Here is a 12,200-nt window from a genome sequence, read left to right as displayed (position 1 = left end):
AGAGCGTGGGACCCGACTCCGCTACTTCGCGAGGTCCCCAATGAATAGGTTCCTCTTCGGCATCCTGCCCTACCTCTGCCTCGCGGTGTTCGTCGTCGGGCACTACTGGCGCTACACCTATGACAAGTTCGGCTGGACCACGCGCAGCAGCCAGCTCTACGAAGACCGGCTGCTGCGGATCGGCAGCCCGCTCTTCCACTTCGGCATGCTCGGTGTCATCGGCGGTCACATCCTCGGCCTGCTCATCCCGCAAAAGTGGACCGACGCCGTCGGCATCTCGCGGCACATCTACCACATCCTCGCGCTGGCCGGCGGCATCCCCGCCGGGGTCGCGGCTGTCGCCGGGCTGGCCATCCTCGTCTATCGGCGGCGCACCACCGGCCCCGTCTTCAGCGCGACGACGATCAACGACAAGATCATGTATGCCGTGCTCGGCGTCGTCATCGTCCTCGGCATTTGGAACACCATCGCCGGCAGTTGGCTGCAGTTCGGCGGCGAGTACAACTACCGCTCGGGCGTCTCGGTGTGGTTCCGCTCGATCTTCGAGTTGCGCCCGGATGTCGCGCTGATGGCGGCGGCCCCGATCGGCTTCAAGATTCACGCGGTCGCGGCTTTCCTGCTCTTCGCGTTGTGGCCCTTCACCCGTCTCGTGCACGTCTTCAGCGCCCCCATCGGCTACTTCACGCGCCCCTACATCGTCTATCGCAGCCGCGACGCGCGATCCGGGGTCGCGGGTGGCGTGCGCGCTCCCCAAGGCACCTGGGACAAGCCCGGCCTGAAGTCACAGGAGAAGGTATGACCGCGGAACGCGTCTCGATCGGCAGCTCGGCACCCGAGCCCCTCGCGCCCTGGCAGGAACCCGCGCCCGGTGAGGGCTCGGGTCTGCACGAGTTGACCGCACTCGGCGACGCGCTGGTCGCGCGGGCCCACGCGGACGCTCGCGGCAAGGCCGCGCACCTGGTCGTGAAGACCCCGCTGCTTCGCGCGACGGTCATTGCGTTGACCGCGGGATCCGGCCTGCCGGAACACAACTCGCCACCGGCGGCGACTCTGCAGTCGCTTCGCGGGCAGGCTGTGCTACGCAGCGATATCGACCGCTGGGAACTGACCACCGGCTCGCTGGTCCCCATCCCGCCGGAGCGGCACGCGGTGGACGCGGTCAGCGACTGCGTCCTGCTGCTCACGGTCGCCGCCGGCTGACCCGCGCTCCCACCGGACCGGCCACCTCATGTGCTCCTATTGCGGCTGCGAGTCGATCGATCTGATCGGGCGGTTTATGGCCGAGCACGTCGCGATCGTCAACGCGCTCACCGATCTGCGCAGCGCCTGCCACGCCGGCGACGCCGAGGCGGTGCAGACGGCGGTGACGCAGATGGAGCGGCTGCTGCACCCCCATACGGCGGCCGAGGAGGTCGGCCTCTTTGCCCAGTTGCGTCAGCAGGAGGAGTGCGTCGAGACGATCGACCGGCTGTGCGGCGAGCACAGCGTCCTTGATCACCAACTGGCCCGCATCCGCGGGGGCGAGCGTGGGCTCTATGAGGCCTTCGAACTCGACCTGCGCCGTCACATCGACCACGAGGACAATGGCCTCTTCCCGGCCTCGGCTATCGCGATGAGCGGCGCCGACTGGGACGACGCCCTCGCCCGCACCCCCCACGCCTGAACTCCGTCGAGAGGCCGGTTCAGCCCCGTCGAGAGGCCGGTTCAGCCCCGTCGACAGGCCCAGGTGCCTCAGCCGGCCAGGGCCGAGGCGCCAGAGTGCGGGAGCTCTCGGCCGAAGGCGCCGCGCTGGTAGTCCTCGAAGGCCTGGAGGACCTCGGCGCGGGTGTTCATGACGAACGGCCCGGCCCAGGCGATCGGCTCTTTGATCGGACGACCGCCGAGGATCATCACTTCGAGCCCACGCTGGCCACGGCCGTCCGCGTCCGCGGTGGCAGAGAACTCGACGACGTCGCCGCGGCCGAGCACCGCCAACTGACCCGCCCCGATCGGGGTGCCTTGCGGCCCGACCTGGCCGCGACCACTCATGACATAGACGAGGGCGTTGAAGTCGGCGCGCCACGGCAGCTCGAGGCGCGCTCCGGGCGCGACGGTCGCGTGGATCATCGTGATCGGCGTATGGGTGCTACCCGGCCCCCGGTGTCCGGCAACGTCACCGGCGATCAAGCGCACGAGCGCGCCGCCGTCGGCGGAACTGAGCAAGGCGGTCTGGCCGGCACGCAGATCCTGATAGCGCGGGGTGACGAGCTTGTCGGCGCGCGGCAGGTTGACCCACAGCTGGATGCCGTGGAAGAGGCCGCCGCTGACGACGAGCTCCTCCGGCGGCGCCTCGATGTGCAGCAGCCCGGCCCCGGCCGTCATCCACTGCGTATCGCCGTTGGTGATCCGTCCGCCACCGCCGTGGGAGTCCTGGTGGTCGAAGGTGCCGTCGATGATGTAGGTGACCGTCTCGAAGCCGCGGTGCGGGTGCCACGGGGTGCCCTTGGGCTCGCCCGGCGCGTACTCCACCTCCCCCATCTCGTCCATCATGATGAAGGGGTCAAGGTGGCGCAGATCCACGCCCGCAAAGGCACGCTTGACGGGGAAGCCTTCACCCTCGAAGCCGCTGGGAGCAGAGGTCACCGACACGACGGGACGGCGCGTCGCGGTCGGCGCCGGCCGCTCGATGCTCGGCAGTACGGCGAAGTCGGAAATGGTGACAGCAGGCATTCGACTCACTCCTTTAGTTGCGGTTTCAACTATACCGCTCAACAGGGCGCGGAGTCCAGTTCATTCCCGGTGCGTATGCCGGCGCCTTCAGCACCGCGGTCGGCTACGCCAGCCAACGTCGCCGGGAACGCAGCACGCCGCCCGAGGAGTCCGTCGGGCGGCGTGCTGCGTGTGCAGTTCGGCTGGTGTCAGACGAGCGCGTCGATCTCGGCCTTGATGGCCTCGACCTTGTCGGCGCCGATCATCGCGCCGGCCATCCCCATGGCCTGGGCAGCGGACATGCCGCGAACCATTCCGATCATCGGGTTGGACGTCACGCCGGGCGCGTGCTTCTCCATGATCGCCTGCACGTCCGGGTCGTCGAGCAGGGTGCCCATGGTCGTGGTGTCGGCGTCGTAGCGAGCCATTGCAGTCTCCTTGACTACTAGCAGGTAACTCCGGCTCAGCCTATGTCACAAAACGCAGGTCCCGGCGAATGTGTCGCCGAGACCTGCGTCATCCTTTGCGAGCCGGTGATCAGCCCTCGCCGCGCCGGAATCCGGCGCGTTGCGCTGCTTCCTCGTCGAGGAACCAGACATCGGGCGTGGTCTGGTCATACCAACCCGATCCCGGCACCTGGTAGATCCCGAGGGCGTAGACGCCCTTGATCGGGTGACCCAACGGCATACAGCCATCCTCGATCGGAGCTGCGGAGCCTACGCTCCAGCCGCCGTCGATGACGGCATGATCGTGGACCACCACACTGTCCCCGCCCGCGTCGCCGGCGTCGTCCGGCGGGCCGTATGCCGATGCCGCCTCGTGCGCGCCGTAGCCGTGGTCGCCGTAGCCACCCACGTGTCCCGACTCGCTGCCCTCGCCGGACGCCGCATCTGCGTCGCGCGCGGCGTCGCCGTCGGCCCAGGACGTGTCGTCGACCGGCCAGGCTTGGACCTCGTCCGAGCCGTCGCTGCCCTCAACGACACGCTGCTCGGCGCCATCGTCGACGGGCCATGCTTGGACCTCGGCATCCGTGCCCACCGATTCGGCGGAGGCGTCGGGATTGCCGTCCCAGACCATGTTCACGCCGCCAGCTTCGGCCACCGCCTCGGTGTCGACCGCCGCAGCAACCTCGTCCAGGGACGACGGCTCGACATCATCATCGGACCACGACGACTCCTCGACCTGCGCAACATCGGCCGAGGTGCCGTCGGCCTCGGCCCCGGCAGGCGCGTCGTCGGATGGGGCCGCGTCCTCAGCAGGCGCGTCGACCGACCAGGCCGACTCCTCCACGTGCACGACATCACCGCCCTCGCCCGCAGCGACCTCCACGGCAGCCGCGTCGCCGGCGTCGCTCACCGTCTCGCCGTCCCAGACCAGGTTCACGCCACCGGCCTCCGCAACCGCGTCGGTATCGACCGCCGCAGCAACTTCCTCCAGGGACGACGGCTCCACGGCGTCGTCGGACCAGGACGACTCCTCGGCGACAACGTCCCCATCAGATAGGCCATCGCCTGCCGCGACCGCCCCACCTTCGGGAGCCGCCCACGACGACTCCTCGGTCACGACGTCACCTTCGGGAGCAGTCCACGACGACTCCGCGGTCGCTTCCGCGCCGGGGGACGGGACATCGTCGTCCATCGCGTCACCCTGGACGGCCGCGTCATCAGTCGCGGCAACCGGGGGTTTGGCATTCCACGGGTCCGCAAAGGGCGAGGCGGTAGCTACGTGCGGGTCACCCTCGGTTGCGTCCGCGGAGGCATCTGCCTGACGGTCGCGCCGCAAGGCGGCGATGCGGGAGGCCGCGCCCGCGATTCCGGCGCCGGCTAGCCCGGCCGCGCCGGCGGCCAGCGAACCCAGCCGACCGCGCACTTCGCCGGAACCCGAGGCTGCGGGCAAGGGGGCAACCGTTGCGGACAACTCTGCTTCCCGGGTCTCGCCCAGGGCGTTGTCGCTCGTCTCGGACGTGACGTCCACCTGAGCGTCCCAATTCGGCCCCGTGGTGGCCTCGGCCACCCAGTCGGAGTGCGCCTCGGGGACAGCAAAAGTCGACTCGTCGGCCTCCGGCACGTCCGCCGCAGGCACGTCCACCGCGACCTTGTCCACCTCGGGCACGTCCACCGCGACCTCGTCCACCTCAGGCACGTCCACCACCTCAGGCACGTCCACCGCGACCCCGTCCACCTCAGGCACGTCCACCGCGACCTCAGGCACGTCCACATCGGGAACGTTCACCTCGGGGACATCCATGGCAGACACGTCACCCTCGGCGAAACTCGCCTCAGGCATCTCGGTCTCGGACAAGCTGGCCTCGGGCAGGTCCACCGCAGGCAGGTCCGTGGCAGGCACATCCAGATCCATAAGGCTCGCGTCACGACCATCCCACCCAGAGGCGTCACCGTCAGCGAAGCTCGCCTCGGGAATGTCGCCGTGGGGCAGGCTCACCTCCGGCAGGTCGACTGCGGGAACGCCCCCCCTCCGGGAGGCTCGCGTCAGGCACGTCCGCCGCAGGAACGTCCATATCCGGAACGCTGACTTCCGGCATGTCCACTGCAGCCACGTCCACGGCGGGGACATCCACGTCTGAAACGGTGACGTCGGGCACATCGACCGCAGCGATATCCACTTCCGGAACGCTCACCTGCGGCACGTCCACCGCGGGCACATCGACCGCAGCAACATCCACATCCGGAACGCTCACCTGCGGCACGTCCACCGCGGGCACATCGACCGCAGCAACATCCACATCCGGAACGCTCACGTCCGGCGCATCCCATGCAGGGGCGCCTACATCCGACCCGTCCACTCTCGCCACGCCGTCAACATCTACGGCGGTCTCGTCCGGCAACTGCGTCGACGGCAAGGCCCCATCGACGTCTAGCCCGCCGCCGGCCGGCATGTCACCCATCGTCATCCCGGGCAGGCCGTGTTCGGGCAGATCGAAGTCGTCGGGGTCGACGCTCAGGTCGGCAAGCTCCGGCACGTCGACGGGCTCGAGCGCCTCCCGCGCCTCCGCCTCGGCCGCGGCAATGCCCGCTCCGTCAGCCATGCTTGCCAGCCGGCCGTCCGGCACCACGCCGTCGACGCCAATGTCGAAGCCGTCGGCCTGCTCGGCGGCACGCTCCTCGGCCGAGAACGCGGCGGCGGCTGGCGCGTCACTGCCCTCGAAGGTGTCCTCACCGCGCGAGGCCGCCCATGCGCCTGCGCCGACAGCGCCTGCGCCGACCGCCCCCGCATCACCAGCCATACCGGCGTCGAGCCCACGAGCATCATCCGCGGTGCCGCCCCAGGCAGCCGCGCGCTCGGCGTCATAGCGATCCCCCACGGCAGGGGCGGTGTCGGTCTTCGGCAGTGGCCGCTTCAGCGACCCGATTAGCAACCAGAGGATCACCAAGACCAACAAGACGAAGATGAGCAACAGGACGAGGTTGCGACCTTGGGGCATCGTGGCTCCTAACTCTGCCGACCGCGTTGGCGCGGCGGCGGCGGTGGCGGCGGGTGCAGAACACCCATTCCTACGGCAGACCCTAGTGCCCAGCGCGAGGTCAAGGTCAGGCGGAATCCGACCAAAGCAGCGGGAGACGCAAACCGGGCAGCACGCTTACCCGTCGAGGCCGAGTTCACGGGCAGATTGCGAGCGCATCTCGACCTTGCGCACCTTGCCGGTCACCGTCATCGGGAAGTCGTCGACGAGCTTGACGTAGCGCGGGATCTTGTAGTGCGCCAGCTTCCCCGTGCAGAACTCCCGCAGAGCGGAGGCCGTCAACTCCGGAGCACCCGACCGCAGGCGCACCCACGCGCACAACTCCTCACCGTATTTCGCATCCGGCACCCCGATGACCTGGGCGTCGACGATGTCGGGGTGGGTGTAGAGGAATTCCTCGATCTCACGCGGATAGATGTTCTCGCCGCCGCGGATCACCATGTCCTTGATCCGGCCGGTGATGCGCACCGACCCGTCCGGATCCATCACCGCGAGATCCCCGGTGCGCATCCACCCGTCGACAACGGCTTCGGCGGTCTTCTCCGGCTCCTCCCAATAGCCGATCATCACCGAGTAGCCCTTCGTGCAGAACTCGCCGGCCTCGCCGCGCGCCAGAGTCGCCCCGGTGATCGGATCGGCCACCCGGATCTCCAGGTGAGGCGCAACCCGCCCAACGGTGCCCACTTTCAAGTCGAAAGAGTCGTCAGTGCGCGTCTGCGTCGACACCGGTGAGGTCTCGGTCATGCCGTAGCAGATCGTCATCTCCTCGATGCCCGCCGCGATCAGCTTCTTCATCATCTCGGCCGGGCAGGGGGAGCCGGCCATGATGCCGGTCCGCACCGAGCTGAGGTCATAGGTCGCGAAGTCCGGCAGCGCCCACTCCGCGATGAACATCGTGGGCACGCCATAGAGCGACGTGCATCGCTCCGCCTGCACAGCCGCCAGTGTCGCGGCCGGCTCGAAGGCCGCCGCCGGAATCACCATGCAGGCGCCGTGCGTCGTCGCCGCCAGATTGCCCATCACCATCCCGAAGCAGTGATAGAAGGGCACCGGTATGCAGATCCGGTCCTCTTCGGTGTAGCGGCAGATCTCCCCGACGAGGTAGCCGTTGTTCAGGATGTTGGTGTGCGAGAGCGTGGCGCCCTTGGGGAATCCCGTTGTCCCAGAAGTGTATTGAATGTTGATGGCATCGCTGGCCGACAAGCCGTCAGCGATCTCCGTCAGCCTGTCAGCCGGCACCTCCTCGGCCCGCGCCAGCAGCGCGTCCCAGCTTTCGGTGCCGATGAAGACGACATCGCGCAACTCGGGACAGGCACCTCGCGCCTGGTCGATCATCCCCGCGTAGTCGCTCGTCTTGAAGCGCTCCACCGCGATGAGCAGGCTGATCCCCGCCTGCTTCAGGACGAACTGCAACTCGTGACTGCGATAGGCCGGGTTGATGTTGACCAGGATCAGTCCCGCCTTGGCCGTCGCATACTGGACGATCACCCACTCATACCGGTTCGGCGCCCAGATCCCGACCCGTTCACCGACCTGATAGCCGGCCGCGACCAAGGCACGAGCCAGTCGATCGACGACGGCGCCGAACTCGGCATACGTCAGTCGCACGCCCTGGGCGACGTCAACGATGGCCTCACGCTCGGGGAAGCGCGCAATCGTCGCGTCGAGATTCGCGCTGATCGTGGTGGTCAGCAGCGACGGGTCGCTTTCGCCGATGGCGTGGGCGAGGGAGCTCTCAGAGGGGGCGGTTGGGGCGGACATCGGTGTCCTTTCGCGACGACAGGCGGCTTGACCTCATCCCACCGCGCCCATCCCCCGCTCGCAACCCATTCCGTATGCCGTGTCGCCCACCGTCCGTCGACCGCGCCGAGCGGGCACCGAGCACCGGACCGACAGAGCGAGGCAAAAGCGTTGGTGGAGGCTCAGATTCCTGACCCTGGATTGAGGATGCCCTGCGGATCTAGGGCCGCCTTGATGGCCCGTGTCACCTCCATCACATCCGGGCCTAGCTGCGCGCCGAGCGCGCCGATCTTGGCACGGCCGACCCCGTGCTCGCCGGTGATCGTCCCCCCGAGATCGATAGCCAGCTGCATGATCTCCTCGAACGCCGCCTCCGCGCGCTCCCGGGCCGCGGGATCGGCCCCGTCGAAGATGAGATTCGGGTGGGTGTTGCCGTCACCGGCATGTGCCACCACGGGAATATCGGTGTCGTGCCGGGCCGCAATCTCAGAGATCCCATCCAGCAGATCCGGCAGCGTGGGCACAGGGACCCCGACGTCTTCGATGAGCAGCGATCCGAGACGCTCGCTTGCCGGGAAGAACGCGCGCCGGGCGGACAGGAAGGCCTCGCCCTCCTGGGGGTCGTCGGTGCGATAGACCTCACTACACCCCACGGCCAGGCACACCGCCTCGATCCGCTGCATCTCCTGCGCGCACGCGGCACCCGGGGCATCGGACTGGATGACGAGCAGACCGCCCGCGCTTCGGTCCAGGCCCATCGCCGTGTAGTCCTCGACGATATTGATCGCGCGCCCGTCCATGAACTCCACCAGCGACGCCCGGATCGTCCGCCCCATCTCGACCACCGCCTCCGCTGCGGCGCGGGCCGTCGGGAACACCGCGACCAACGTTGACGCCGGTGGGGGCTCAGGCAGCAAGCGCAGGATCACCCGGGTCACGATGCCGAGGGTGCCCTCGCTGCCGACGAAGAGCTTCATCAACGACAGTCCGGCGACATCCTTGATTCGTTTGCCGCCCAAGGTGATCAGCCGGCCGTCGGCCAGGACGACATCGAGACCGAGGACGTAGTCGGTCGTGACGCCGTATTTCACGCAGCACAACCCGCCCGCATTCGTCGCGATGTTCCCGCCGATCGAGCAGATCTCGAAGGAGCTCGGATCCGGGGGATACCACAGCCCCTCGGCCGCGGCCGCCCGCTTCACCGCCGCATTGAGCGCCCCCGGCTCGACGACCGCCGTCCGCGTCGCCGGGTCGATCTTGATCGCCGTCATCTTCTCGAGGCTGATCGTCAGCCCGCCCTCGATCGCCGACGCGCCCCCGGCCAGCCCCGTCCCCGCCCCCCGGGGCACTACCGGTATGCCGTGGCTCGCCGCCCAGCGGACCGCCGCCTGCACCTGGGCCGCCGTTCGCGGACGGACGACGGCACACGGCATACCGGCACCGGGCACGCGCGCCCAGTCGAACTGATAGGCCGCCATCCGCGCCGGGTCGATGACGACGTCGGCGGCGCCGACGGTGGCGCATAGCTCATCGAGGCTCATGACAGTCGCTCCGGTCGGGTCAAGCGATGGAGGAAGGCGAGTAACAAGGCCTCACGCAACTGCGAAGACGCCTCTCCCAGAAGGGCATTGATCATCGCCATGCGCTCAGGAAGCTGCGCACCACCGGCCAGCCCCGCCATCGCGAGGATTCCATCGAAGGCAGCCGCGTCCAGACCCGAGGGGTCCAGAGCCGCGACGACCGCGACCAGCCCCGGATCGAGCGCCACCGGCCCCGCCGCCCGCGCCACCGCCACCGAGTCGGCGAGCGCCCCGAGCAACTCGGGGACCAGTGGAGCAGTAGCCGCGCACAGACTCAGGTGGAGGCTGGCCGGGCCGCCGCGATAGGGCAGCTGCGGCGGCACGAGCCACCCCCGCGCCGCCATCTCATCCGCCACCGTGTAGACGTCGAAGTCGTCGCTCGCGACCAGCGCGAGCAGCGTCGAGTCGGGGGCGACGAGCGGCCGCAACCCCGTGACGCCCGCGGCGACATCGAGGCTCGCCTGACGCGCCGTGCGCGCCAGATCGGCATACCCCTCGCGTCCGAGGAAGGTCGCGACCGCCCATGCGGCCGCGAGCGGGCCGCCGGACTTGGTCGACTGGATCGTCGTGTTGAGCATCGTGTATCCCGGCCAGTCCGCGGTCGCGAAGAACTGGCTCCGGCGCAGTTCCGCGTTGCGGTGCAACAGGATCGAGACGCCCTTGGGGCTGTAGCCATATTTGTGCAGATCCACCGAGATACTCGTGACGCCCGGCACCGCGAAGGTCCAGGGCGCCACATCCGGCAGGAAGGGCAACACCCAGCCGCCGATGCAGGCGTCGACGTGCACGCGGATCCCCCGGTCCGCGCCGATCGCCGCGATCGCGGCGATCGGGTCGATCACGCCATGCGCGTATGACGGCGCCGACCCCACCAGCAGCACCGTCGAGTCGTCGACCGCCGCCCGCATCGCGTCCGGGTCCGCGCGGAAGGTCACCGGGTCGACGTCGACGACGACGGGTCGGACGCCGAAGTAGTGCGCGGCTTTGTGGAAGGCTGCATGCGCCGTCGCGGGCAGCACCATCGCCGGGGACACCACCGCCGACGCATCGCGAGCAGCCTTGACGGCCAACAGGATTGACTCGGTGCCGCCCGAGGTCACCGTCCCGGCGAAGCCCGACTCGGCGTCGAGCAAGTCGCCCGCGAAGGCGACCAGGTCGTTCTCCATGGCGAGCAAGGACGGAAAGGCGGTCGGGTCCAGGCCATTGGTCCCGCCGAAATCCGCGAGCGCGTGCCGGCCCAACGCGTCGGCATCGGCCAGCCCCGAGTCGTAGACATAGCTCAACGTCCGGCCACCGTGCGTCGGGACGTCATTGGCGCGCAAAGCCCTCAGCCGCGCCAGCACCTCATCAACGGAGTTCACGAGCGGCCACCCCTTCGTCCGACAGCCTCGTCCAGACGGTACCGGGCGAGCGGGACCAGCGAGACGGCGACGAGCACGGCGGGGACCAAGGCGAAGCCAATGGCGATCGCCGACACCGCCTGCGGGCTCTGCGTTGCATCCGCAGAAGTCGAGGAGGCGTAGCCGCCGAGCGCCAGGACGAGCGCATAGACCCCGGGCCCGAGCGCGAGCCCCAGCGTCTCGGCGCCGGTCCACACTCCGGTGAAGACGCCGACGCGGTTCTCCCCGGTCCGGGCAGCGTCGGCAGCCGCGGTGTCCGGGAGCATCGCCATCGGGAACAGCTGCACACCGGCATAGGCGACGCCGATCAGGGCAACCGCGGCGGCGAGCAGGCCCAGGGAGGTGGTACGCACGGCATACGCGAACAGGGCACCGAGCAGGAAGAGCAGGGAGGCCGCGAGATAGCCGCGCTGCTTGCCCCAGCGCGCGCCCACCGCCTGCCACAGCGGCATGACGAGCAAGGCGGGCGCGACGAAGCAGACGAAGAGAATGCTCGATGCGCCCGGCCGCCCCAGCACCCACCGGGCGACATAGTCGACGCCGGCGAGCATCGCACCGCAGGCCAAGGCCTGGAGCACGAAGGTCACCAGCAGCACACGAAAGTCGCGCGCTTGCGCCACGAGGCGCAGTTGATCGCGAAGACCCGCGTTCGGCGCCTCCACCTCGTATGCCGGCGCACCCGCCGTCCCCCGCCACGCGCCATACGTCCCGAGCAGGATGAGCAGGCCGACGAAGACGCCGACGGCCCGATAGCCGTGCTGGTGACCGACGGCGTCACGGATGGCCGGCGACAGCCCGCCGCTGACCAGGATGGCGAGGGCGAGGATGGCGACCCGCCACGTCATCAGCCGAGTGCGCTCGTCGTAATCGAGGGTCATCTCCGCCGGCATCGCGACATAGGGCACTTGGAAGAACGCATACGCGCTCGCGCAGCCGAGGAAGGCGAGAGCGACCCAGGCCGCGCCGAGGGCCGCGGACGAGGCGGGCCCGGCGAACAAAAGCATGAACAGCACGGCCAAGGTGGCGCCCGCCCGGAGCAGGAAGGGCCGGCGCCGACCCTGCGGGCTGCTCGAGGAGTCGCTGATCCGGCCGGCGATCGGGTTCAAGATGACGTCCCACGCCTTGGGGACGAGAATGATCAATCCGGCAGCGACGGCGGGCACGCCTAACCGGTCGGTCAGATACGGCAGGAGCAACAAGCCGGGCACCGTGCCGAAGGATCCGGTCGCGACGGAGCCGAGACCGTATCCGATCCGCACGCGGCGAGGCAGCGCGTCCGAGGGCGACATCGTCGTCATGGACACCAAATCT

At 69.0% G+C, this 12,200-nt stretch carries 11 protein-coding genes; 3 read left to right on the top strand and 8 right to left on the bottom strand.

Annotation, left to right across the window (positions count from 1 at the left end):
• Window positions 1-40: 40 nt before the first annotated feature.
• The 3 genes from narI (at window position 41) to ABD209_RS17325 (ending at window position 1,663) form a co-directional block, all read left to right on the top strand.
• Window positions 41-799 carry a respiratory nitrate reductase subunit gamma gene (narI, locus tag ABD209_RS17335; RefSeq protein WP_344068627.1) on the top strand — a complete coding sequence of 253 codons (759 nt, stop codon included), beginning with the start codon at window positions 41-43 and terminating at the stop codon, window positions 797-799.
• On the top strand, window positions 796-1,200 hold the full coding sequence (locus tag ABD209_RS17330) for a cupin domain-containing protein (protein WP_344068624.1): 405 nt from the start codon (window positions 796-798) through the stop codon (window positions 1,198-1,200). The genes narI and ABD209_RS17330 overlap by 4 nt, the downstream gene beginning before the upstream one ends.
• A 76-nt stretch (window positions 1,201-1,276) precedes the next feature.
• Entirely contained in the window at window positions 1,277-1,663 is a 387-nt protein-coding gene (locus ABD209_RS17325) for a hemerythrin domain-containing protein (RefSeq protein WP_344068620.1), read from the top strand.
• Between the two features lie 68 nt (window positions 1,664-1,731).
• Here the strand turns inward: ABD209_RS17325 and ABD209_RS17320 are convergent, their stop codons facing one another.
• From ABD209_RS17320 to ABD209_RS17285, 8 genes are all read right to left on the bottom strand, one after another.
• On the bottom strand, window positions 1,732-2,709 hold the full coding sequence (locus ABD209_RS17320; RefSeq protein ID WP_344068617.1) for a pirin family protein: 978 nt from the start codon (window positions 2,707-2,709) through the stop codon (window positions 1,732-1,734).
• A 188-nt stretch (window positions 2,710-2,897) separates the two neighbouring features.
• Complete coding sequence (locus ABD209_RS17315) at window positions 2,898-3,116, bottom strand: hypothetical protein (RefSeq protein WP_324386251.1); 219 nt, start codon at window positions 3,114-3,116, stop codon at window positions 2,898-2,900.
• A 109-nt stretch (window positions 3,117-3,225) separates the two neighbouring features.
• Window positions 3,226-5,130, bottom strand: a complete 1,905-nt coding sequence (locus ABD209_RS17310) for a sunset domain-containing protein (RefSeq protein ID WP_344068614.1) — start codon at window positions 5,128-5,130, stop codon at window positions 3,226-3,228.
• The gene (locus tag ABD209_RS17305) at window positions 5,087-6,130 is read right to left on the bottom strand and encodes a hypothetical protein (RefSeq protein WP_344068611.1); all 1,044 of its coding nucleotides are present in this window, start codon (window positions 6,128-6,130) and stop codon (window positions 5,087-5,089) included. The genes ABD209_RS17310 and ABD209_RS17305 overlap by 44 nt, the downstream gene beginning before the upstream one ends.
• Before the next feature lie 156 nt (window positions 6,131-6,286).
• The gene (locus ABD209_RS17300) at window positions 6,287-7,930 is read right to left on the bottom strand and encodes an AMP-binding protein (RefSeq protein ID WP_344068608.1); all 1,644 of its coding nucleotides are present in this window, start codon (window positions 7,928-7,930) and stop codon (window positions 6,287-6,289) included.
• 161 nt (window positions 7,931-8,091) lie between these two features.
• Window positions 8,092-9,450: an FAD-binding oxidoreductase gene (locus tag ABD209_RS17295; RefSeq protein ID WP_344068605.1), complete on the bottom strand. Its 1,359-nt coding sequence runs from the start codon at window positions 9,448-9,450 to the stop codon at window positions 8,092-8,094.
• Complete coding sequence (locus ABD209_RS17290; protein WP_344068602.1) at window positions 9,447-10,850, bottom strand: pyridoxal phosphate-dependent decarboxylase family protein; 1,404 nt, start codon at window positions 10,848-10,850, stop codon at window positions 9,447-9,449. Before ABD209_RS17290 ends, ABD209_RS17295 begins: the two co-directional genes overlap by 4 nt.
• Window positions 10,847-12,187 (bottom strand): MFS transporter, encoded by a 1,341-nt coding sequence (locus tag ABD209_RS17285; protein WP_344068599.1) that lies wholly within the window; start codon window positions 12,185-12,187, stop codon window positions 10,847-10,849. Before ABD209_RS17285 ends, ABD209_RS17290 begins: the two co-directional genes overlap by 4 nt.
• Window positions 12,188-12,200 lie beyond the last annotated feature (13 nt).

This window comes from Nostocoides vanveenii, assembly GCF_039531165.1.
In the GTDB taxonomy this organism is placed as follows: domain Bacteria; phylum Actinomycetota; class Actinomycetes; order Actinomycetales; family Dermatophilaceae; genus Nostocoides_A; species Nostocoides_A vanveenii.
The sequence above is the reverse complement of the archived record's forward strand: the minus strand, read 5'-3'. Positions and strand labels throughout refer to the sequence as shown.